The 23022-nt window shown below is 43.0% G+C and carries 12 protein-coding genes, 22 tRNA genes and 3 rRNA genes; 2 read left to right on the forward strand and 35 right to left on the reverse strand.

Going from position 1 to position 23022, the window contains the following annotated elements:
* The 26 genes from QNH20_RS20955 to QNH20_RS21080 form a co-directional block, all read right to left on the reverse strand.
* On the reverse strand, positions 1 to 1146 hold the full coding sequence (locus QNH20_RS20955; protein WP_283919896.1) for a glucose-1-phosphate adenylyltransferase: 1146 nt from the start codon (positions 1144 to 1146) through the stop codon (positions 1 to 3).
* Entirely contained in the window at positions 1094 to 3037 is a 1944-nt protein-coding gene (gene glgB, locus QNH20_RS20960) for a 1,4-alpha-glucan branching protein GlgB (RefSeq protein WP_283919897.1), read from the reverse strand. The genes QNH20_RS20955 and glgB overlap by 53 nt, the downstream gene beginning before the upstream one ends.
* Before the next feature lie 529 nt (positions 3038 to 3566).
* Positions 3567 to 3638: transfer RNA gene (locus tag QNH20_RS20965), tRNA-Glu, on the reverse strand.
* A gap of 11 nt (positions 3639 to 3649) precedes the next feature.
* A tRNA-Ser gene (locus tag QNH20_RS20970) sits at positions 3650 to 3740 on the reverse strand.
* 5 nt (positions 3741 to 3745) lie between these two features.
* Positions 3746 to 3820 (reverse strand) — tRNA-Asn (locus tag QNH20_RS20975).
* Positions 3821 to 3828: 8 nt separating this feature from the next.
* Positions 3829 to 3905 (reverse strand) — tRNA-Ile (locus QNH20_RS20980).
* A 6-nt stretch (positions 3906 to 3911) separates the two neighbouring features.
* Positions 3912 to 3985, reverse strand: a tRNA-Gly gene (locus QNH20_RS20985).
* A gap of 14 nt (positions 3986 to 3999) precedes the next feature.
* Positions 4000 to 4075 (reverse strand) — tRNA-His (locus QNH20_RS20990).
* 29 nt (positions 4076 to 4104) lie between these two features.
* A tRNA-Phe gene (locus QNH20_RS20995) sits at positions 4105 to 4180 on the reverse strand.
* A gap of 8 nt (positions 4181 to 4188) precedes the next feature.
* Positions 4189 to 4265 (reverse strand) — tRNA-Asp (locus tag QNH20_RS21000).
* A gap of 3 nt (positions 4266 to 4268) precedes the next feature.
* Positions 4269 to 4342: transfer RNA gene (locus QNH20_RS21005), tRNA-Met, on the reverse strand.
* Between the two features lie 171 nt (positions 4343 to 4513).
* Positions 4514 to 4606: transfer RNA gene (locus QNH20_RS21010), tRNA-Ser, on the reverse strand.
* Between the two features lie 16 nt (positions 4607 to 4622).
* Positions 4623 to 4699 (reverse strand) — tRNA-Ile (locus QNH20_RS21015).
* Between the two features lie 21 nt (positions 4700 to 4720).
* Positions 4721 to 4797 (reverse strand) — tRNA-Met (locus tag QNH20_RS21020).
* A gap of 22 nt (positions 4798 to 4819) precedes the next feature.
* A tRNA-Ala gene (locus QNH20_RS21025) sits at positions 4820 to 4895 on the reverse strand.
* Positions 4896 to 4912: 17 nt separating this feature from the next.
* Positions 4913 to 4989, reverse strand: a tRNA-Pro gene (locus QNH20_RS21030).
* A gap of 9 nt (positions 4990 to 4998) precedes the next feature.
* Positions 4999 to 5075: transfer RNA gene (locus QNH20_RS21035), tRNA-Arg, on the reverse strand.
* 12 nt (positions 5076 to 5087) lie between these two features.
* Positions 5088 to 5176, reverse strand: a tRNA-Leu gene (locus tag QNH20_RS21040).
* A 9-nt stretch (positions 5177 to 5185) separates the two neighbouring features.
* Positions 5186 to 5257, reverse strand: a tRNA-Gly gene (locus tag QNH20_RS21045).
* 14 nt (positions 5258 to 5271) lie between these two features.
* Positions 5272 to 5356: transfer RNA gene (locus tag QNH20_RS21050), tRNA-Leu, on the reverse strand.
* Between the two features lie 9 nt (positions 5357 to 5365).
* A tRNA-Lys gene (locus tag QNH20_RS21055) sits at positions 5366 to 5441 on the reverse strand.
* Positions 5442 to 5601: 160 nt separating this feature from the next.
* A tRNA-Thr gene (locus QNH20_RS21060) sits at positions 5602 to 5674 on the reverse strand.
* A gap of 21 nt (positions 5675 to 5695) precedes the next feature.
* Positions 5696 to 5771: transfer RNA gene (locus QNH20_RS21065), tRNA-Val, on the reverse strand.
* Between the two features lie 9 nt (positions 5772 to 5780).
* Positions 5781 to 5896, reverse strand: a 5S ribosomal RNA gene (gene rrf, locus QNH20_RS21070).
* Positions 5897 to 6027: 131 nt separating this feature from the next.
* Positions 6028 to 8964 (reverse strand): 23S ribosomal RNA (locus tag QNH20_RS21075).
* A 207-nt stretch (positions 8965 to 9171) separates the two neighbouring features.
* Positions 9172 to 10721 (reverse strand): 16S ribosomal RNA (locus QNH20_RS21080).
* Together the 16S, 23S and 5S rRNA genes with 21 tRNA genes alongside form the textbook arrangement of a ribosomal RNA operon.
* A gap of 549 nt (positions 10722 to 11270) precedes the next feature.
* Between QNH20_RS21080 and QNH20_RS21085 the strand changes: the two genes are divergently transcribed.
* Both QNH20_RS21085 and QNH20_RS21090 read left to right on the forward strand, forming a co-directional pair.
* Complete coding sequence (locus QNH20_RS21085) at positions 11271 to 11966, forward strand: MgtC/SapB family protein (RefSeq protein WP_283919898.1); 696 nt, start codon at positions 11271 to 11273, stop codon at positions 11964 to 11966.
* A gap of 89 nt (positions 11967 to 12055) precedes the next feature.
* Positions 12056 to 12128 (forward strand) — tRNA-Ala (locus QNH20_RS21090).
* Positions 12129 to 12269: 141 nt separating this feature from the next.
* Here QNH20_RS21090 and QNH20_RS21095 read toward each other — a convergent pair.
* The 9 genes from QNH20_RS21095 to QNH20_RS21135 form a co-directional block, all read right to left on the reverse strand.
* On the reverse strand, positions 12270 to 13376 hold the full coding sequence (locus tag QNH20_RS21095; protein ID WP_283919899.1) for a M24 family metallopeptidase: 1107 nt from the start codon (positions 13374 to 13376) through the stop codon (positions 12270 to 12272).
* A gap of 35 nt (positions 13377 to 13411) precedes the next feature.
* Positions 13412 to 14389 carry an ornithine cyclodeaminase family protein gene (locus QNH20_RS21100; RefSeq protein ID WP_283919900.1) on the reverse strand — a complete coding sequence of 326 codons (978 nt, stop codon included), beginning with the start codon at positions 14387 to 14389 and terminating at the stop codon, positions 13412 to 13414.
* 52 nt (positions 14390 to 14441) lie between these two features.
* On the reverse strand, positions 14442 to 15446 hold the full coding sequence (locus tag QNH20_RS21105; protein ID WP_283919901.1) for a proline racemase family protein: 1005 nt from the start codon (positions 15444 to 15446) through the stop codon (positions 14442 to 14444).
* A gap of 147 nt (positions 15447 to 15593) precedes the next feature.
* Positions 15594 to 17063, reverse strand: a complete 1470-nt coding sequence (locus QNH20_RS21110) for an alanine/glycine:cation symporter family protein (RefSeq protein ID WP_283919902.1) — start codon at positions 17061 to 17063, stop codon at positions 15594 to 15596.
* A 246-nt stretch (positions 17064 to 17309) separates the two neighbouring features.
* The gene (locus tag QNH20_RS21115) at positions 17310 to 18794 is read right to left on the reverse strand and encodes an aldehyde dehydrogenase family protein (protein WP_283919903.1); all 1485 of its coding nucleotides are present in this window, start codon (positions 18792 to 18794) and stop codon (positions 17310 to 17312) included.
* Between the two features lie 58 nt (positions 18795 to 18852).
* On the reverse strand, positions 18853 to 19749 hold the full coding sequence (gene dapA / locus QNH20_RS21120) for a 4-hydroxy-tetrahydrodipicolinate synthase (protein ID WP_283923464.1): 897 nt from the start codon (positions 19747 to 19749) through the stop codon (positions 18853 to 18855).
* Between the two features lie 53 nt (positions 19750 to 19802).
* The gene (locus tag QNH20_RS21125; protein ID WP_283919904.1) at positions 19803 to 20756 is read right to left on the reverse strand and encodes a proline racemase family protein; all 954 of its coding nucleotides are present in this window, start codon (positions 20754 to 20756) and stop codon (positions 19803 to 19805) included.
* The gene (locus QNH20_RS21130; RefSeq protein ID WP_283919905.1) at positions 20753 to 21793 is read right to left on the reverse strand and encodes a proline racemase family protein; all 1041 of its coding nucleotides are present in this window, start codon (positions 21791 to 21793) and stop codon (positions 20753 to 20755) included. The genes QNH20_RS21125 and QNH20_RS21130 overlap by 4 nt, the downstream gene beginning before the upstream one ends.
* On the reverse strand, positions 21790 to 22962 hold the full coding sequence (locus QNH20_RS21135) for an NAD(P)/FAD-dependent oxidoreductase (RefSeq protein ID WP_283919906.1): 1173 nt from the start codon (positions 22960 to 22962) through the stop codon (positions 21790 to 21792). The genes QNH20_RS21130 and QNH20_RS21135 overlap by 4 nt, the downstream gene beginning before the upstream one ends.
* Positions 22963 to 23022 lie beyond the last annotated feature (60 nt).

Raw genomic sequence — 23022 nt, forward strand, 5'->3', positions numbered from 1 at the left:
TTAATAAGTTGGATAAAGCCCGTTCAACATTTCTTCGGTAACAAGTATAATTTCATCATCAAATGAACGAATCACTGTCCCGTCTGGAATCTTTACATCATATGGTACAATTGCTTTTTCAATTAAGCAGTTATTTCCGATAGTGGCATCAGGCATTATGACCGACTCTTTGATCATGCTGCCTTTTCCGACTGTGACTCCTTGAAACAGAACAGATTTATCGATTTCCCCTTCGATGGTACACCCCTCATTTATCAGTGACTCTTTTACAATCGCATCCGAAGAAATAAATTGGGGCGGCTGGTTCGGATTGACCGAATAAATTCTCCAGTCTTGGTCAAATAAATCTAACTCACAGTGTTCACCTAACAAATCCATATTTGCTTCCCATAGGCTTTGGACCGTACCAACATCCTTCCAATACCCCTTAAAAGGATAGGCAAACAACTTCTTATTTTCCTCTAATAGCAGAGGGATCACATCTTTCCCAAAGTCATGGCTGGAGTCTGGATTTCGATCATCCATTTCCAGATATTCCTTCAGTATATTCCAGCTAAAAATATAAATGCCCATGGACGCAAGGTTATTTTTCGGATTGCTAGGTTTTTCTTCAAACTCTACTATTCTCATATCATCATTTGTATTCATAATCCCAAACCGGCTCGCTTCAATCCAAGGAACCTCTATCAAGGAAATCGTTACATCCGCTCTTTTCTCAATATGATATTCGAGCATGCTCTCATAATTCATTTTGTAAATATGGTCACCAGATAGGATTAATACATAATCCGGTTGATATTGTTTAAGATAATTTAAGTTTTGGTAAATCGCGCTTGCTGTTCCGGTATACCACTTTACTTCTGAAGATTCGCTATATGGTGGTAAGACAGTTACCCCGCCATCCTTGCGATCAAGATCCCACGCACTGCCAATCCCAATATAGGAATTTAACAACAGTGGTTGATACTGTGTTAATACTCCGACAGTATCAATCCCTGAATTAGCACAATTGCTTAATGTAAAGTCAATGATTCGGTATTTTCCACCAAAAGGTACAGCTGGTTTCGCCAGATCTTTCGTCAGCGAATTAAGTCTACTTCCTTTCCCTCCTGCTAACAGCATGGCTACGCACTTTTTCTTTGCCATTTCCTTTTCTCTCCTTTCGTTTTTTAACCAGTCTTATGATTTGAAAACCAAACGGGGGAATCGTTAATTCTATTGAAAATGGCTGCCCATGGAAGGGCTCTTCTACCGACAAAATGGTTTTTTTATTCGTCAATCCCGCCCCGCCGTATTCTTGTTGATCGCTATTAAAAATCTCTCGGTACTCACCTGCTTTAGGGACACCGATTTTATATACTGGGTAGCTCACACCCGTAAAGTTACAGATAATGATTAAATAATCCTCAACTTTTTTCCCTTTTCGAATGAACGAGAAAATCGATTGCTGGCTGTTATTGGCATCAATCCATTCAAATCCATCCTGCAAATGATCCAATTCATACAGCGGCTTCGACCTTTTATAAAGTTTTGTTAATACTTTTACATAAGAGTTTAAATTGCGGTGCATGTCATATTCCATTAAGTGCCAATCTAGCTCTTCTTTGTCTTTCCATTCAGCAAACTGGCCAAATTCAAAGCCCATAAAGAGTAGTTTCTTTCCAGGGTGGGCAAACATATAGCCTAATAAAAGTCTCAGCTGGGCAAATTTTTCCCAATAATCCCCCGGCATTTTATCCAGTAGTGACTTCTTCCCATGGACCACTTCATCGTGCGAAAACGGCAGCATAAAGTTTTCTAAAAAGGCATATAAAAGTGAAAAAGTTACTTTTGAATGGGCTTGTGAACGTGAATACGGAGGTGTTTCCATATATTCAAGCATGTCATTCATCCAGCCCATATTCCATTTATAGTCGAAACCCAGGCCTCCGTAGCGGACAGGAACTGTCACATGTGGAAACTCAGTAGAATCTTCACCAATCATTAAGAAGTGTGGATCATATTCATGGACTTCTTTGTTTAACTTTTTTAAAAAATGAATACCAAACGGATTTTCACGCTTCCCGTGAGAAGCATTAGGCCAATAGATGATGTTAGCAACAGCATCCATCCGAAAGCCATCAATATGAAAATAGTCGATCCAATATAGAGCATTAGAAATAAGGAAGCTTTGCACCTCACCTTTTCCTAAATCAAAATTGGCGGTGCCCCATACAACATTTTCTCTGTCATGAACATGGCTATAAGAATAAATATGTGTCCCATCAAAGCGATATAGTCCGTGTGCGTCCTTGCAAAAATGACCCGGAACCCAATCGAGAATGACACCTATACCATGCTGATGACACTGGTCAACAAAATATCTAAAGTCATCTGGTGTTCCATACCTGGATGTTACTGAAAAGTAACCAGTTCCTTGGTATCCCCATGAGTCGTCGAGCGGGTGCTCGACAAGCGGTAATAGTTCTATATGAGTAAAACCATGTTCCATTACATAAGGTATAAGCTCTGAGACCAAATCCCTATAAGTTATGTAGTCTCCATTGGCATTCTTTCTCCATGAACCCAGGTGTACCTCATAAATAATGGCTGGCTCTGATAAAAGGTTCTTTTTTCCCCTTCGATTCACCCAATGACCGTCTTGCCACTTATAATTGTTTAAGGAATAAACAACGGAAGCTGTATGGGGTCTTACTTCCGAATAAAAGGCAAACGGATCTGCCTTCAGGAGCTTTTCTCCTGTTTGTGAGATAATTTCATACTTATAAATGTTTCCTTCTAGATCTTGATTTACAACAATAATCCATACTCCCTCATCATTAACCTTCTGTAATTCATATCCTTCACCATTCCAGTTATTAAAATCGCCCATGAGCCTCACTTGATAGGCATTAGGGGCCCATACGCAAAATCGTGTATATACTCGATCGGAATTCTTAAAGATATGAGCGCCAAAAAGCTGATGACTTTTGCATAGGCTGCCTTCATGAAATAAATGCAGCTGATAATCAGTTGGAAATAACGTATTCACTGTCATGGCTCTCCTCATCCTCAATGAAAATATGTATTTCAATGACCAATTATAAGTGCAAATGAACCATATTCCTCGAAATACTTTTTTATCTTTTCTGACAACATATGATGTTAGTTGCTACAAAGAATCTTTAAACAACGACATTTGACACAAAACGACGAAATATCTATCAGAAAACGACAAAAATCTATTAAGTTTTTTGAAAAATTTCTAAGAAAAAAATTATTTTTAAACTAATAAAAAAGTGGATTAATTTTGAGTGGATAAGGGGTAATGTAAGCGGTATCAATACTTTTAAAAATAGGGCCTAACAAATAAATATTATATTAATATAATGTATTTATGCAAATATCGATTCTTTGGAAAAGAACCAAATGGTAAGTGAGTAAGAAGAGTCTTTCCTTACTATATTTAGCATTTGTGACCGGCAGCGGCTTTTTCTCAAACTGTAGGCAATATCACCTTTTGGAAAAAATAAATCGTGTGGAAAATACAAAAAAACTGATAACAATATGTTATCAGTTTTTTTGTATGACCCCTACGGGATTCGAACCCGTGTTACCGCCGTGAAAGGGCGGTGTCTTAACCGCTTGACCAAGGGGCCGTTAATTTTTATGGCGGAGAAGGAGGGATTTGAACCCTCGCGCCGGTTACCCGACCTACACCCTTAGCAGGGGCGCCTCTTCAGCCTCTTGAGTACTTCCCCATAATTGGCTCCGCAGGTAGGACTCGAACCTACGACCGATCGGTTAACAGCCGATAGCTCTACCACTGAGCTACTGCGGAATAATATATGGTGGGCCTAAATGGACTCGAACCATCGACCTCACGCTTATCAGGCGTGCGCTCTAACCAGCTGAGCTATAGGCCCACATTTTGGAGCGGGTGATGAGAATCGAACTCACAACATCAGCTTGGAAGGCTGAGGTTTTACCACTAAACTACACCCGCATTGAAAATTATTATGGGGCGGCTGATGGGAATCGAACCCACGAATGTCGGAACCACAATCCGATGCGTTAACCACTTCGCCACAACCGCCATCATAAAATATATTTTTCAAATAAAAATGGTGGCTCAGGACGGAATCGAACCGCCGACACAAGGATTTTCAGTCCTTTGCTCTACCGACTGAGCTACTGAGCCACTCTAAATGGCGGTCCGGACGGGACTCGAACCCGCGACCTCCTGCGTGACAGGCAGGCATTCTAACCAACTGAACTACCGGACCATATTGCGGGGGCAGGATTTGAACCTACGACCTTCGGGTTATGAGCCCGACGAGCTACCAGACTGCTCCACCCCGCGATAATAAAAATATAAGATTTTATCCATGCTCAAGGTATCCATGGACTGTATCAATCTCAGTAAGCTTAACCAAGTAGCAGCTCGATTGATACAACTCGCAGATTATTCATTGAAGCAACGCTCGTTGCTCCACCCCGCGATAATAGAAAATATAAATTTTTAAGAATAATATGGCGGAGGAAGAGGGATTCGAACCCCCGCGCGGTTTAACCCGCCTGTCGGTTTTCAAGACCGATCCCTTCAGCCGGACTTGGGTATTCCTCCATATTATAAAAACTTTTGGTGGACCTTGTAGGACTCGAACCTACGACCGGACGGTTATGAGCCGTCTGCTCTAACCAGCTGAGCTAAAGGTCCAAGTTAAACTATTTAAAATATTGGTAGCGGCGGAGGGGATCGAACCCCCGACCTTACGGGTATGAACCGTACGCTCTAGCCAGCTGAGCTACACCGCCATAACATAAATTAAGATTAAATTGGTGGAGTCTAGGGGGATCGAACCCCTGACCTCCTGCGTGCAAAGCAGGCGCTCTCCCAGCTGAGCTAAGACCCCAGAATGATAATTTTAAATGGTCGGGAAGACAGGATTCGAACCTGCGACCCCTTGGTCCCAAACCAAGTGCTCTACCAAGCTGAGCTACTTCCCGTTAAACTAATGGCGCGCCCGAAAGGAGTCGAACCCATAACCTTCTGATCCGTAGTCAGACGCTCTATCCAATTGAGCTACGGGCGCATTATCTTTAAATGGTGCCGAGGACCGGAATCGAACCGGTACGGTAGTCACCTACCGCAGGATTTTAAGTCCTGTGCGTCTGCCAGTTCCGCCACCCCGGCATAAAAGAGAGCGGAAGACGGGATTCGAACCCGCGACCCCCACCTTGGCAAGGTGGTGTTCTACCACTGAACTACTTCCGCATATAAAAATTAAATGGTGCGGGTGAAGGGAGTCGAACCCCCACGCCTTGCGGCGCCAGATCCTAAGTCTGGTGCGTCTGCCAATTCCGCCACACCCGCATATTTAAATGGTGAGCCATGAAGGACTCGAACCTTCGACCCTCTGATTAAAAGTCAGATGCTCTACCAACTGAGCTAATGGCTCGTACTTTAATAATTCACTAATCTTTTATTTCGCCGGATGCCCACGCCTCAGTAAGCTTAATCAAGCAGCAACTCGGCGTGTGCCCTGATGCTGTTTCAAAGAAGCTTATTCGATCGTGCTCTACCAACTGAGCTAATGGCTCGTACTATGAAGAAAAAGGTGCCGGCGAGAGGACTTGAACCCCCAACCTACTGATTACAAGTCAGTTGCTCTACCAATTGAGCTACCCCGGCATTGTTAACGTAATAATATTATGGTGGAGGATGACGGGATCGAACCGCCGACCCTCTGCTTGTAAGGCAGATGCTCTCCCAGCTGAGCTAATCCTCCATTATTACAGCCTGGCAACGTCCTACTCTCACAGGGGCAAAGCCCCAACTACCATCGGCGCTGAGAAGCTTAACTTCCGTGTTCGGTATGGGAACGGGTGTGACCTTCTCGCAATTATTGCCAGACTAATTATTAGACACTATTTTATTATAATGTCTTTTTTATTTTTTGCAAGAGAAATTTTTCATTCCCTCAAAACTAGATAATGCAGAAGAAGTGTTGGTAAAAACGAGTTCGCAATTCATATAAATATGACTTGGTTAAGTCCTCGATCGATTAGTATCAGTCAGCTCCACATGTCGCCATGCTTCCACCTCTGACCTATCAACCTGATCATCTTTCAGGGATCTTACTAGCTTGACGCTATGGGAAATCTCATCTTGAGGGGGGCTTCATGCTTAGATGCTTTCAGCACTTATCCCGTCCGCACATAGCTACCCAGCGATGCCTTTGGCAAGACAACTGGTACACCAGCGGTGCGTCCATCCCGGTCCTCTCGTACTAAGGACAGCTCCTCTCAAATTTCCTGCGCCCACGACGGATAGGGACCGAACTGTCTCACGACGTTCTGAACCCAGCTCGCGTACCGCTTTAATGGGCGAACAGCCCAACCCTTGGGACCGACTACAGCCCCAGGATGCGATGAGCCGACATCGAGGTGCCAAACCTCCCCGTCGATGTGGACTCTTGGGGGAGATAAGCCTGTTATCCCCGGGGTAGCTTTTATCCGTTGAGCGATGGCCCTTCCATGCGGAACCACCGGATCACTAAGCCCGACTTTCGTCCCTGCTCGACTTGTAGGTCTCGCAGTCAAGCTCCCTTGTGCCTTTACACTCTACGAATGATTTCCAACCATTCTGAGGGAACCTTTGGGCGCCTCCGTTACTCTTTAGGAGGCGACCGCCCCAGTCAAACTGCCCACCTGACACTGTCTCCCACCCCGATAAAGGGGTGCGGGTTAGAATTTCAATACAGCCAGGGTAGTATCCCACCGACGCCTCCACCGAAGCTAGCGCTCCGGCTTCTACGGCTCCTACCTATCCTGTACAAGCTGTACCAAAATTCAATATCAGGCTACAGTAAAGCTCCACGGGGTCTTTCCGTCCTGTCGCGGGTAACCTGCATCTTCACAGGTACTATAATTTCACCGAGTCTCTCGTTGAGACAGTGCCCAGATCGTTACGCCTTTCGTGCGGGTCGGAACTTACCCGACAAGGAATTTCGCTACCTTAGGACCGTTATAGTTACGGCCGCCGTTTACTGGGGCTTCGATTCAGAGCTTCGCTTGCGCTAACCCCTCCTCTTAACCTTCCAGCACCGGGCAGGCGTCAGCCCCTATACTTCGCCTTGCGGCTTCGCAGAGACCTGTGTTTTTGCTAAACAGTCGCCTGGGCCTATTCACTGCGGCTCTTCGAGGCTATGAACCCCAAAGAGCACCCCTTCTCCCGAAGTTACGGGGTCATTTTGCCGAGTTCCTTAACGAGAGTTCTCTCGCTCACCTTAGGATTCTCTCCTCGCCTACCTGTGTCGGTTTGCGGTACGGGCACCTTTTATCTCGCTAGAGGCTTTTCTTGGCAGTGTGGAATCAGGAACTTCGGTACTATATTTCCCTCGCTGTCACAGCTCAGCCCTTGCGGTAAGCGGATTTTCCTACTTACCAGCCTAACTGCTTAGACGCGCATATCCAACAGCGCGCTTACCCTATCCTCCTGCGTCCCCCCATCACTCAAACGATAAAGAGGTGGTACAGGAATATCAACCTGTTGTCCATCGCCTACGCCTTTCGGCCTCGGCTTAGGTCCCGACTAACCCTGAGCGGACGAGCCTTCCTCAGGAAACCTTAGGCATACGGTGGATGAGATTCTCACTCATCTTTCGCTACTCATACCGGCATTCTCACTTCTAAGCGCTCCACCAGTCCTTACGGTCTAGCTTCAACGCCCTTAGAACGCTCTCCTACCACTGACACCTACGGTGTCAATCCACAGCTTCGGTGATACGTTTAGCCCCGGTACATTTTCGGCGCAGAGTCACTCGACCAGTGAGCTATTACGCACTCTTTAAATGGTGGCTGCTTCTAAGCCAACATCCTGGTTGTCTAAGCAACTCCACATCCTTTTCCACTTAACGTATACTTTGGGACCTTAGCTGGTGGTCTGGGCTGTTTCCCTTTTGACTACGGATCTTATCACTCGCAGTCTGACTCCCACGGATAAGTCTTTGGCATTCGGAGTTTGTCTGAATTCGGTAACCCGATGAGGGCCCCTAGTCCAAACAGTGCTCTACCTCCAAGACTCTAACTACGTGAGGCTAGCCCTAAAGCTATTTCGGAGAGAACCAGCTATCTCCAAGTTCGATTGGAATTTCTCCGCTACCCACACCTCATCCCCGCACTTTTCAACGTGCGTGGGTTCGGGCCTCCATCCAGTGTTACCTGGACTTCACCCTGGACATGGGTAGATCACCTGGTTTCGGGTCTACGACCACATACTCATTCGCCCTATTCAGACTCGCTTTCGCTGCGGCTCCGTCTCTTCAACTTAACCTTGCATGTAATCGTAACTCGCCGGTTCATTCTACAAAAGGCACGCTATCACCCATAAACGGGCTCTAACTACTTGTAGGCACACGGTTTCAGGAACTATTTCACTCCCCTTCCGGGGTGCTTTTCACCTTTCCCTCACGGTACTGGTTCACTATCGGTCACTAGGGAGTATTTAGCCTTGGGAGATGGTCCTCCCTGCTTCCGACCGGATTTCACGTGTCCGGCCGTACTCAGGATCCACTCAGGAGGGAACGAAGTTTCAACTACAGGGCTTTTACCTTCTATGACGGACCTTTCCAGGTCGCTTCATTTACCCCGTTCCTTTGTAACTCCATGTAGAGTGTCCTACAACCCCAAGAGGCAAGCCTCTTGGTTTGGGCTATGTCCCGTTTCGCTCGCCGCTACTCAGGGAATCGCGTTTGCTTTCTCTTCCTCCGGGTACTTAGATGTTTCAGTTCCCCGGGTATGCCTTCAATACCCTATGTATTCAGGTAAAGATACTGTTCCATTACGAACAGTGGGTTCCCCCATTCGGAAATCTCCGGATCAAAGCTTACTTACAGCTCCCCGAAGCATATCGGTGTTAGTCCCGTCCTTCATCGGCTCCTAGTGCCAAGGCATTCACCGTGCGCCCTTTCTAACTTAACCTAAAAGGTTTATTTCTCTATTAAAAATAGAGAGAAAACTAAAATGGCGATTACTCGATGTTTACTTTGCTTCTTCTTACGATTATCTAGTTTTCAAAGAACGATTAAAAAAAGCTTTGAGAGAAATTGCTCCCTCAAAACTAAACAAACAGAAAACAATCAAACAAACTTATTTTGTCTGGCTCATATGTCCAGCTTATATCCTTAGAAAGGAGGTGATCCAGCCGCACCTTCCGATACGGCTACCTTGTTACGACTTCACCCCAATCATCTGTCCCACCTTAGGCGGCTGGCTCCTTACGGTTACCCCACCGACTTCGGGTGTTACAAACTCTCGTGGTGTGACGGGCGGTGTGTACAAGGCCCGGGAACGTATTCACCGCGGCATGCTGATCCGCGATTACTAGCGATTCCGGCTTCATGTAGGCGAGTTGCAGCCTACAATCCGAACTGAGAATGGTTTTATGGGATTGGCTTAACCTTGCGGTTTCGCAGCCCTTTGTACCATCCATTGTAGCACGTGTGTAGCCCAGGTCATAAGGGGCATGATGATTTGACGTCATCCCCACCTTCCTCCGGTTTGTCACCGGCAGTCACCTTAGAGTGCCCAACTGAATGCTGGCAACTAAGATCAAGGGTTGCGCTCGTTGCGGGACTTAACCCAACATCTCACGACACGAGCTGACGACAACCATGCACCACCTGTCACTCTGTCCCCCGAAGGGGAACGTCCTATCTCTAGGATTGTCAGAGGATGTCAAGACCTGGTAAGGTTCTTCGCGTTGCTTCGAATTAAACCACATGCTCCACCGCTTGTGCGGGCCCCCGTCAATTCCTTTGAGTTTCAGCCTTGCGGCCGTACTCCCCAGGCGGAGTGCTTAATGCGTTAGCTGCAGCACTAAAGGGCGGAAACCCTCTAACACTTAGCACTCATCGTTTACGGCGTGGACTACCAGGGTATCTAATCCTGTTTGCTCCCCACGCTTTCGCGCCTCAGCGTCAGTTACAGACCAGAAAGCCGCCTTCGCCACTGGTGTTCCTCCACATCTCTACGCATTTCACCGCTACACGTGGAATTCCGCTTTCCTCTTCTGCACTCAAGTCCCCCAGTTTCCAATGACCCTCCACGGTTGAGCCGTGGGCTTTCACATCAGACTTAAAGGACCGCCTGCGCGCGCTTTACGCCCAATAATTCCGGACAACGCTTGCCACCTACGTATTACCGCGGCTGCTGGCACGTAGTTAGCCGTGGCTTTCTGGTTAGGTACCGTCAAGGTACCGGCAGTTACTCCGGTACTTGTTCTTCCCTAACAACAGAGCTTTACGACCCGAAGGCCTTCATCGCTCACGCGGCGTTGCTCCATCAGACTTTCGTCCATTGTGGAAGATTCCCTACTGCTGCCTCCCGTAGGAGTCTGGGCCGTGTCTCAGTCCCAGTGTGGCCGATCACCCTCTCAGGTCGGCTACGCATCGTCGCCTTGGTGAGCCGTTACCTCACCAACTAGCTAATGCGCCGCGGGCCCATCTGTAAGTGTCAGCCGAAACCGACTTTCAGCTTTTCCTCATGTGAGGAAAAGGATTATCCGGTATTAGCTCCGGTTTCCCGAAGTTATCCCAGTCTTACAGGCAGGTTGCCCACGTGTTACTCACCCGTCCGCCGCTAACCAACAGGAGCAAGCTCCTGTCGATTCGCTCGACTTGCATGTATTAGGCACGCCGCCAGCGTTCGTCCTGAGCCAGGATCAAACTCTCCAAGAAAGTTGATATAGCTCATAAAATAAAACGTTGGCTTAGTTTCAATTGAAACTAATATTATTGTTTGTTGACGTTTTTGTTTGTTTAGTTTTCAAAGAACAAGTTAATTCTTTTTTGCCATCGCCCAAAAGCGACTTCTTTAATTTATCATATCCCGCATCACTAAGTCAACAACTTTTTTAATTTCTTTTTCTGTTATTTGACTCTCTCGATGAGGACGAGATTTAATATACCATGATAAATAAATGATTGCAATATAATTTTTAAAAATTTTTTTGTGTTTTCTAATTCTGCACACAGGGATAAATAAAAGGGGGGTGAATTCATAATATAAACTACATTTGTATATGTAATAAAAAAAAGGATATCGGACATATCTATCAAATAATAACAGTGGGGACATTTACAGTTATGGCTTCAAGAGATTTATTTAGTTCTTCCATCCCTCACCCTTATAGTAGAATCAAACTAAAGATTCCCTGTGTGCAGTAATCTTTTTTATCTATTTAATAAAGCTTCAGTCAACTAACTAATAATTGGACGTGAATTCATTTGAGTAATATAGATCTTGATATATTAATTAAACTGGGAATTTCTGCTATTTTCGGCCTTATCATAGGTCTTGAAAGAGAATTAAAAAGAAAGCCTGTCGGGCTAAAGACAAGTCTCGTTATTTCCGTTGTAAGCTGTTTGTTGACGATTGTCTCGATTCAATCAGCTTATATGTTTCCAAATTCAGATGAAGTAAGAATCACCATGGACCCCCTTCGTCTTGCTGCGCAAATTGTTTCAGGGATTGGCTTTTTAGGGGCAGGTGTCATATTAAGAAGAGGAAATGACAGTATTTCAGGTTTAACAACGGCTGCCATGATTTGGGGGGCTGCAGGGATTGGTATTGCCGTAGGTGCAGGTTTTTATTTTGAAGCCTTTGCCGGCGTAGCATTACTTATTATAAGTGTAGAATTAGTCCCTTTTTTAATGAAAATCTTTGGGCCAAAACAATTGCGGGAAAAAGAAATCATGTTGCAGCTTTTTATCAGAGATCAAGTACAAATAGATAAAGCTATTTCATTTTTATTAGAAAAGAAATATATTATTCGCAGACTCCGGATAAAGGATTTAGACAATGGGGATCACCTTGTGCAAATATTAGTAGCCGTTGATTACCGTGAAAAAACTACAGACGTTTATTTAATTGTTTCAGATATAGAAGGGGTTAAAAAGGTAGAAATTGAAAGTATAAGTTAAAGTCGCTGTAATATTTATTGCCTTTTCTAAAATTTACTCTTGCAAGAATTTTATAATGGGGATATAATTTTTCATGTACTAAATATATTGGGGGATTAGCTCAGCTGGGAGAGCGCTTGCATGGCATGCAAGAGGTCAGGGGTTCGAGCCCCCTATTCTCCATACTGAAAAACTCTTGTGCATCAAGGGTTTTTCAACAAAATAAACGCCTGGATATTCAAAATATCCAAGCGTTTATTTTATTTTCTTCCGATTTACCCTCTTAACTGGCCCCACTGAAGGCTGTTCATTAGGCTCGAAAAATTAGCCGATCCTAATCAACTCCGTTGGAAAGGTTGTTAATACTTTTGCATTTCCATCTTCCTCGATATATACATTTTCTTCTATACGGACGCCTCCGAATCCAGGAATATAAATACCTGGTTCAATTGTAAACAAAAATCCTGGTTCTAACATCATTTCATTTTTTTCGTGGATTGAAGGTTCTTCATGCACTTCCATACCTAGGCCATGACCAACACGGTTATTAAAGTACTGACCATAACCGTTAGCTTTGATCACATTACGGGCTGCAGTATCCACACTCCCGGCTAATACCCCGGCTTTCGCTGCAAGAACGCCTTCTTTTGTTGCTTTCAGGACAACGTCATAAATCCTCCTCTGTTCTGCGGTTTCTTCGCCTATTATGAAAGTGCGTGTTATATCGGAACAGTAGCCATCTACGATCACGCCCATATCAATTAATAAGAAGTCACCGTTATTCATTTTCTTTCCGTCAGGGCTTCCGTGTGGTAACGAAGATTTTTCACCAGATAAAACCGTTGTTGAAAAAGAGGGCCCTTCCGCACCAAACTTTCTCATTAAAAATTCAAATTCAGCCGTTAATTCTAGTTCAGTCATACCCGCTTTAACGCTTTTGATTCCTTCACTTAATACTTTTTCAATCACATGTACTGCATATTGGACTTTATTGCACTCTTCAGGAGTCTTCCTTATACGCTGGCCAGAAATAAATTCCCCTATATTTTGATAGCTGAAACTAGAAAAGTAGTGATTAAGCTGCTCTTGTTGATATATACTTACATTTTTTGTTTCTAAACCAATCGACTTAACGTCTTTACCGATCGTGTCTTTTAATATTTTATAAGGATTTAATTCATCAGAGATTGGAACAATGCTTTTTACATTGGAGCTTTTCTCTGCATCCTCTTGATCTAGTGCAGGCACAAATAAATAATTGGTTCCCTTGCGAACATCAATGACTAAAGCCATAAACCGCTCAAATGGTTCTGAGTTAAATCCAGTATAGTAAAAAACATTTTTAGGTGAATTGACAATCGCCATGTCTACTTGCTGTTCTTCTAAATTTTGAATTAAAGTATTTAATCTTGTTTGAAACTGATCACTCATAAGAAACACTCCTTTATCGACGCAATCGTAGCAACTTACAAGCGAATCCAAGTCCCTATTCCATTTTGGATCGCTTTTTCGTAAACATATTTTGCTGTTACAATATCAACAACAGCTAATCCGACTGACTTAAATACGGTTATTTCTTTGTCATTTTCTCTTCCCCATAGTTCTCCACTGACGATTTGCCCCAGCTCTGCATATATTTCACCTTCCGTAAAAACTCCCTCTTTAATTGGGATTTGCAAGTCACCAGTCTCCTCTAATGCTGCTTCTTTTGACTCAACGACTACTTTATCTGCTAAAGAAATGGAATGAGACGGGAGTTCTTGCATCATTGGTTTGAATGAACCGATAGCATTCACATGAACACCTGGTTTCAATGGCTCTGTAAAGACTGGAGAAGAAGAGTTTGTTGCAGTGACAATAATGTCTGCTTCCCGCACTGCTTCATTTGGGTCTGTATATACTTGAACATACTTTTTGTATTTTTCCATAATAGACTCAGCAAATTTAACTGCTTTTTGTTCTGTTCGATTCGTTACGATAATTTTTTCTATATTCCGAACAGCGAGGATAGCCTCTATTAGACCTTCACTTTGTCCGCCTGTGCCGATAACACATAATGTTTTTGAATCTTTTCTTGCTAAATATTTTGTTGCTACACCAGACAAGGCTCCTGTTCTAACCATGGTTAAATAAGACCCTTCTAAAAGAGCTAATGGCTCTCCTGTTTCAAAGTCTAACAACATTACCAATCCTTTAATTGTTTTCTTTCCCTCTTTTGTATTATTTGGAGCTACTGTTACGACTTTTATCCCAAGTGTTCCTAGCCCTTCAGCTACAGAAGGCATCACTAACGCTGTATTTTTTGAGTCAAAGAATGGCAGAGCCGTTCGGATAGGAGTCACCGTTCTTGACGCCGAAAATTCCTTTAGAGCATTTTCCGTATATTCAATCACTTCATTCATATCTTTCAATCTCTTCTGGTCTTCTGCATTAATAGCTAGCATACTTTCCCATCCTAACTTGTTTTTCTGGAGCCGGGCATTCACTTTAAAAAACTCAAACTAGTAAAAACCCTTGTTTCAATGGATCCCTTGGGTCGACAACAAATTGATGGAATCCTGTAATAAATGCCTGACCTGTAACCTTTGGAACAATCGCTTCATATTCGGCTACCTTTGTCCTTGACAGCACTTCTCCAACGAATTGTCCATCTGTAATACACTCATGGACGAAGCTCTCGCCTTCTTTTAAAACACCTTGTTCTACTAGAGTCGCGAGCCTTGCTGAAGTGCCAGTACCGCATGGGGAACGATCTACTTGCTCATCCGCAAAGATAGTTACATTCCGCAAGTCTGCATCTTTACCCTTTGGTTGGTCAGAAAAAATAACCCCATATATTCCTTTTAAATCCTGCTCAAATGGATGACTCACTTCCATATTTCTTTCAATGTAATGTTTGATTTTACTACCCCATGTTTGAATAGCGGGTAAATCATTGTAATTAACTTTTAATCCAACAGCTAGACTATTCACCACTGCATAAAATGCTCCCCCAAAAGCAATATCGACCTGAAATTCAAGGCCATCAATTTTCACTGGAAAATCTTTTTTAAATACAAAGGAAGGTACGTTTTCAAATGAAACAGATTCAACTTGGTTTCCATTGTGCTTTGCATAGGCGATAACCTCCCCAGCAGGGCTATCAATAATAAATTTATGTTTGCCTCCTGTCAAATCGAACATACCCGTTTCAATTCCATATGTGACAGCAGCAACAATACCATGACCACACATCGTACTCCATCCTTCATTATGCATAAATAACACACCGAAGTCGGCATATGGACTTGCCGGAGGCGTAATAATACAACCATACATACCATGGTGTCCGCGCGGTTCATACATCAGAACCTCGCGAAGATGGTCCAAATGCTCCATGCAGTATGCCCGCCTTTCCAATTGGGTGCTTCCATTTATTTCAGGTAATCCTCCGGTAATAATACGCAATGGTTCTCCGTACACATGCATATCAACTGTAGTGTACATTTTAGTAAAGTTCATATTCTTTGTCCCTCCAAATTTTCGTTACGATCTTTAGTTTTTTAGGAATATTCTGTCTAATTTCAAGGTACTTCAGCTCTAAGATAAAAAGGTTGTCCTTGTGCATTTATATCTTGTAATAGTATGAATTACTTGGATATCAAATCTTTAACCGATTGATCTCTTATCTTTAGAAGAAGCGTTCTCTTTACATTTCTCTTCCCAAAAATCAGCACCGCTTATGCCAACTTTAATTGGATCGAAAACTGGATCTTTTCCGGCCTTTTTCTGGGTTTCATAATCTTTTAGTACCTTTAAAGTCGGTTTGGTGAGAAGTAGAATGGCTAAAAGACTGAGCCATGCCATAGAACCAAATCCTATATCCCCGAGAGCCCACATCATAGATGCCGAATAGACACTGCCAACAAAGGTCATGATTAGCATCACGATCTTAAGGGCCGTTTTCAACCAAGGCAACTCTCGCTTTCCACTTAAATAAACTAGCGTCGTTTCAGCAATATAATAATAGGCCATCAAGGTGGTAAAGGCGAAGAAAAAGATAGCAATGGAGACAAACGCAGGACCAAACCCCGGTAAAACCGTTTCAACCGCCAACTGAGTATACGCAGGACCTGCTTCAACATTAGCCAATGGTTGAACTATTGGGTCTTTTCCTTCAGGAGTAACGTTATACATGCCCGTTACAAGAATCATTAATGCAGTTGCCGAACAAACGACGATTGTATCGATATAGACAGAAAAAGCCTGTACTAATCCTTGTTTTGCAGGATGTGAAACTTCAGCTGCTGCGGAACTGTAGGTTGCTTCACCGCAACCGGCAACATTGGAAAAAATAGCTCTCCTAACTCCCCAAGCAATTGCCGTACCTACAATTCCCCCAAAGACTTGATCCGTTCCAAATGCACTAGAGAAGATTAATGAAAACATTTCAGGAACTTTATCATAATTTATACCCAAAACGATGAAAGTAACTGCTACATAGCCTACTGCCATAAATGGAACAATGGTTTGCGAAACACTGGCTATTCGCTTTACTCCTCCAAAGATTATAGCTCCGAGTAAAACAACCAAGAAAATACCGGTAACCGACTTATTTAGACCAAAAGCATTTTCCATTCCTGCTGCAATGCTATTTGCTTGAACGCCAGGTGTTAAAAATCCATATGAGATCGTAACAACAATGGCCATTATGACTGCAAACCACTTAAGCTTTAACCCTTTTTCGATAAAATATGGGGTTCCCCCTCGATATTCATTTCCAACTCTACTTTTATATACTTGGGCAAGAGTTGACTCGATAAATGCACTGGCACCTCCTAAAAGCGCCATTACCCACATCCAAAAAACTGCACCCGGTCCTCCATAGGCGATGGCAGTTGCCACACCGGCAATATTCCCGACCCCAACACGACCTGACAATGCTAAACAAAATGCCTGAAATGATGATATTCCTGAATCAGAACTCTTACCTTCGAACAGCAATGTAATCATTTCTTTAAAATATCTTATTTGAACAAATCGTGTTGCAATTGAGAAAAACAAACCTGCACCTAGTGCAAAGATGACCAGTCCTGTACCCCACACATGACCTACTAACCAATTAATTATTTCTTCCATCTAGTAATTCCCCCCAAAACTCAATGTTTTAATACTGAATATTCAAAAAATAATTTCTGCAATTTTCCCTATAATGCTAGGAATAAGGTGAAAACCGATATTTATTTAACTCCTTAAAGAAATGAGTGATAAAAAAGGAAGGAAATACTCTAGAAGGGAGCCCACTATCCTTTTTTACCACACACTCTGTTTCCTCATTACTATTCTATCTATTTGAATATAGTAAATAATTGTTTTTATTTTATATTACTTTATATTTACCCAAACACTCTTCACTTCTGTATAGTTATCAAGTGCATAAGATCCCATTTCGCGTCCAATACCAGATTGTTTATAACCGCCAAAGGCTGCAGCTGGATCTTCTAAATTGTAATCATTAATCCAGACAGTTCCAGCTTTTAGTTTGTTTGATACTTTGTGCGCTGTTTTTATATCTTTTGTCCATACACCTGCCGCAAGTCCATATGGAGTTTTATTGGCCCGTTCAATGACTTCTTCCACCGTGTCAAAAGGCAGAACAACAACAACTGGACCAAAGATTTCTTCTTTGGCAATCACCATGTCGTCTGTAACATCTGCAAAAACAGTTGGCTGTACAAAATACCCCTTATCTGATGATGTACTCCCTCCAGCGACAACTCTTGCCCCTTCCTCTTGTCCTTTTTCTATAAAGCTAAGCACACGTTCAAATTGCTTTTTGGAAACAAGTGGACCCATTTCAGTTTCCTTATCCATTCCCGGACCAAGTTTAACATTGTTTGCCAAACCAGCCAATTCTTCTACTACTCGTTCATAATGCTTTCGATGAACAAAAACACGAGAACCTGCACTGCAATTTTGTCCATGATTGTACATGATTCCGTTAAATGCACCAGGGATAGCTTCTTCTAAATCTGCATCTTCCAAAATAATGTTTGGCGACTTGCCGCCAAGCTCTAATGTAATATTTTTAATCGTTTCTGCTGCTTGGCGCATAATATACTTGCCCGTTGCTGTAGAACCTGTAAAAGCTACTTTATCAATATCGTGATGATTGACAATGGCTGCTCCTGCTGATGGTCCGAATCCAGGTACGATGTTGACAACGCCGGCAGGGAAGCCGGCTTCTTGAATAAGTTTAGCGGCATATAAAATCGATAACGGAGTTTGCTCGGCAGGTTTTAAAATAATCGTGCAGCCTGTCGCAAGTGCAGCTCCCATTTTCCACGAAGCCATCGTTAACGGATAGTTCCATGGAATAATTTGACCAACAACACCAACTGGTTCGTGCCTTGTATAGTTTAAATAATCTTTTGAAATTGGAACCGTCTGACCAAGGATTTTCGTTGCCCAACCTGCGTAATATCGAAATTGCTCTACTGTTGCCGGAATGTCGTCGGCTAAAGCCACATGATATGGCTTCCCATTGTCCAATGCCTCTAATTGGGCTAGTTCTTCCCTATGTTCCTCAATTAAATCAGCAAATTTGTAAATTAAACGCGCTCTTTCTGCCGCACTCAGATCAGGCCACTGACCTGATTCAAAGGCCCGGCGTGCAGCTTTAACGGCTAAATCAATGTCATATTCCTCGGCCTCGCTTACAACTGCAAGCACCTCTTCAGTAGCTGGGTTCAACGTTTCAAATGTTTTCCCGCTTACAGAAGGGACAAATTTCCCATCAATATAAAGCTCAATTTTTCCTTCCAAAAATTCTTTCACTTTTGGTTTCAACTCAATTTGTGTTGTTAACATGACATCTCCCCCTAGAAATTTTATTTATACAGGTGACTTCCCCCTGTACTATTCCTTTTTAAACTAGTGAAACCGCGGTTAAATTCGTTAAAATTTCTTTCAGTTTTTGATCTTCTTCCGATGTCAATCCTAAACGCGGGCAGCGGGCTGGCCCACCTGCCTGGCCAAGGAGATCCATTGCACGTTTAACAATTTGCACATATTTTCCTGAGCCCTCAAGGAATGCACATAGCGGTAAAATTTGATCGTTAATGGTCCATGCTTTTTCTAACTCACCTTTTTGGAAATGATTGAACATGTCCGTCACAAGCTGTGGCACGATATTCCCTGCAACCGAAATCCAACCGGTTGCACCGACAAAATAGGATTCCATGACCAATTCCTCTGATCCGCAGAATACTTCAAATTCCCCATTCCCTTGTCTTGCCAAATCTCTTGCTTTGCGGATATCACCGCTTGATTCCTTAATGTGAGTAACTTTCTCGCAGTCTCTTCCGATCCTTAGCATCAATTCTGTACTCATATCCACTCCGGAGGTAAATGGATTGTTATAAAGCATAATCGGCATATTTACTACGTTTGACACTTCTTTATAATGGAAGTAAATTTCTTCTTCCTTCGGTTTACAATAATAAGAGTTAATAATCAGTGCACAATCGGCCCCATTGGCTTCAGCTTGTTTCGTGTTCTCAATGGTTTCCTTAGTTGTTTCCGCAGCTGTTCCAACAATCACCGGAATCCGGCCGTTAATTTCTTTCATCACCACTTCGACCATTTGATATTTTTCTTCCTTTGTTAAACTGACAAATTCTCCAGTGCTGCCGTTAATAACAATTCCCGCTACCCCTTGATTAACAAAGTAGTTGACATTATTTTTTACTCCACCCCAATCAACCTCCTGCTCTTTCGTCATCGGTGTAATTAATACTGGATAAGCTCCTCTAATGGTTGTCATCATAATTTCCTCCTCATATTTTTTATGGATTCTATTTCACTAGTAAAATCAAACTATTTTAATAAAAATCCTGCTGCTAAAGGATCTGTGGGATCTAAAATAAATGTTTGCATACCTGTAATGAAGCCTCGACTTGTCATTACAAATTGATAACTTGATTCTTTTGGGGAAATCGCTGTCATTTCTAGTTCACTTCCAAAAATACTTTCATTTATAAGTGATCCCTCTACGGGAACTCTTCCATTAGAAAGTAAGCTTGCATAACAAGCGAGTGTCGGTCCAAAGCCTGGTGACCGGACAATATAGCAGTCATTACGGAAAGTAATGGTTTTAATATGTCTTTCTTCTATTGCGGCATCATCTAATAAAATGACACCTTTTACGGGTATTTTTGTATCTAGAGCCTGGATTACTGTTTGTCCCCATTTGTTCAAATCAGCTAGTTCCTCAGCTTGAATATTTATAGGAATATCCCGTTTCTGAAATACGGCATATAATTGATCTGATTGAACAAGTGAAAACTTTGTTTTTAAATGAGGATTGGATAAAGGAAAGTCTGTATCCACCACATGACATAAGTCGCTTTCCAGCTTTACAGAAACAACTTCTTCCTTCTCCATGATGGCGGTAACCGGAATTACACCCTTAACCGTTTCAATTTTGTATTTACTAGATTCTTTTTTCTTTAGATGCCCGCACTCCAGTAAAGCTGTCATAACCGCAACGATACCACCATAATGTACCGGTACTGTCCCTTCATGATTGAAAAATACTACCGCTGCATTCGCCCCCCGGTTAATCGGCGGAACAACAAGACAGCCGTTTAATCCAGCAAATCCACGCGGTTCATTTAATAACAGATTTATCTCCTCTTGAAAGGCTGCCGGAAATTTTTCATCTAGCTCTTTAAGAGATTGATATTGGATCAATGGTACGTTCTGAATAATCCGGAATGCCTCTCCAGCAACATGAACATCTATGGTTGAGTAAGCCTTTTCAATTCTCATTTCATGTCCTCCGTTTCATGTTCTTGCATGGGGGGAATGAGCAAAAACCCTTCTTTCAGCGGATCTTCCTCATGGTAAAAGAAACGGTGCATCCCCATTAGCCAAGCAGATCCTATAATTCTCGTAGTCACTGCCTCAATCCCTTCTACACTGGTCGTTTCCAAGACAGTTCCGCGAAATATGGAACCTACAATACTTTCATGGACAAATTCTTCTCCAATAGCAATTTGTCCCTTGGAGTATAGAACAGCTAGCTTGGCAGAAGTTCCTGTACCACATGGTGAACGGTCAATCCCTCCGGGAGGAACAATCACGGTATTTTTTACATCTGCTTGTTCATGTGTTGGTTCGGTAAAGAATTCCACATGAGTTAAGCCGCGAATAAACGAATATTTTGGGTGAACAATATCGGTTTTATCATTAATGGCATTTCGAATCGTAATCGCCTTATCAATGATGGTTGAAGCATTCTCAGGCTGTAGTTCTAATCCGACCGATTTCGCATCGATAATCGCGTAAAAATTCCCACCATATGCAATGTCGGCATCTACCAGTCCAATTCCTTCAACCTCAACAGAAACACTTTTTAATAAGAAGGCAGGGATATTACAGAAGGAAACCTCTTTAGCCTTCCCGCCTTCTACCAAAATATCAACTTCCACAAGCCCCGCAGGTGTATCCAGCTTTAAGGAAGTGACCGGCTCCTGAACAGGAATCAGGCCCGATTCTACTAAGGCCGTACAAACGCCAATGGTATCATGCCCACACATTGGCAAGTAGCCGCCGGTTTCAATATAAATCACACCGATATCAGCATCCGGATGGCATGGTTCCGTTAGTAATGCTCCGGACATCACATCATGTCCTCTCGGTTCGTTCATTAACAGCTTGCGAATCCAATCATACTCCTTTTTCATATAGAGCATTTTTTCAGACATTGTTTCTCCTATAAGAGTAGGGAGACCGCTGATCACGGTCCGCGTCGGATTCCCGCCTGTGTGTGTATCAATTGTCGTAAATACTTTATGTGCCCTCATCTTGTTAACACCCTTTCCTTAAAACGATCGTAACGAAGTGGTTCAACAGGAATGCAAGTTTCCTTTTCATTAATCAGTTCTTCCATAATCTTTCCGGTAACCGCAGCGAGACTAATTCCGTCCCCCTCATGACCGGCAGCAATATAGAAATTAGGAATCTCCTCCACTCGTGAAACAATCGGTAAATGATCTTCCGTCCACGGTCTCAGTCCCGCGTAAGAGCGAATCACCATCATGTCGGCCATTTTCGGATAAAACCGGATCGCACGATTGGCAATACATTTAATGATTTCATTGTTTACCTTGGTATTAAAACCAACAAATTCACGGCTTGAGCCGATTAAGAAGTTTTGACTTTCCGTTGGTTCAAAAACAAGTGCTACCCCGTATTTTTCAGTCAAGGGATCCACATGACGTACTCCGCCGAATTTGGAAATTAAGTAACCAAACTCCATAACTTTGCGGCACCCGACATGCTGTTGCCTTGAAGCAACGATGATATGTCCTTTTCTTGGTTTAATCGGTATCGAAAGGTTAACCATTTCACCTATCCTAGGTGCCCATACACCTGCTGCGTTAACTACATGATCAGCCGTAAATACCCCGTTTGACGTATGTACATTAAATGTACCGTTATTCTTTTTAATCTCCTTTACTTCGGTTTGCCGGAAAGCCTTCGTTCCTCTTTTCTTAGCATCCTCCAGCAAGGAAAATGCTAGAAGATAAGGATTTACGGTTGAATCAGTCGCACATTCTAATCCTCCTAACAGGTCATCTGCAAAGTATGGCGACTCCTGCCGAATATCTTTACGATCCAGCATTCTAAATGGCAAACCGGCAGCTTTTTGACGGTCCACCCATTTCTTTGCCGCCTCCATCTCATCATCCGACTCACAAACGAGGATGCTTCCCGGTGCACGATATTCAAAAGCATGTTCCAGCTCTCTGCTTAACTCATCTACTAAACGTTGACTTAACAAAGACATCTGGCTATCGAAACCGGGGTCTTTATCTATCGCCAAAATATTTCCATCACAGCGTGAAGATGTTCCACTAACAAATTCTCCTTTTTCAATAATGGTCACATCTCTACCAGACTTGGAGACATAATAGGCAATGGAACAGCCTATAATTCCCCCGCCAATTACAAGGACGTCACAGTGTTTCACATCCTCTTCCCCCTTTCGAAGCTAAATCTCATTTCTTATATTGCAATAAATGTGCCAAAA

The organism is Neobacillus sp. WH10 (assembly GCF_030123405.1).
GTDB lineage: Bacteria > Bacillota > Bacilli > Bacillales > Cytobacillaceae > Neobacillus.